Annotated in this window: 1 pseudogene; it reads right to left on the bottom strand. The window is 64.0% G+C overall.

The features are described 5' to 3' along the window. Window positions 1-252 (bottom strand): annotated as a pseudogene (locus ACLZOT_RS51025) (ABC transporter substrate-binding protein); the annotation flags it as partial. Between the last annotated feature and the right edge of the window lie 79 nt (window positions 253-331).

Here is a 331-nt window from a genome sequence, read left to right as displayed (position 1 = left end):
GCGGTCGATGGCGTAGTTCAGCGCCTGCCGGACCCGCACATCGGACAGCCCCTTGACGACGGTGCCCTCGCGGTCGAGGAGGAACAGGCCCGCCCAGGTGGTGGGCTTCTTGATCGTGGTGATCGAGGAGCTGCCGGCGACGGTGGGCGCCACGTCCGGGGAGCCGTACATGAAGTCGATCTGACCGGACTTCAGGGCCTGCACCGCCGAGTTGATGTTCGGGATCACCCGGACGGTGATCTTCTTGAAGTGGACGGCGTCCTTGTCTTAGTAGTTCTTGTTCGGCAGGTAGACGTAGTGGTCACCGGAGACCGACTGCTCGGCGCTGTAC

The sequence above is a fragment of the Streptomyces sp. 4F14 genome (genome assembly GCF_048159485.1).
Lineage (GTDB): Bacteria > Actinomycetota > Actinomycetes > Streptomycetales > Streptomycetaceae > Streptomyces.
The sequence above is the reverse complement of the archived record's forward strand: the minus strand, read 5'-3'. Positions and strand labels throughout refer to the sequence as shown.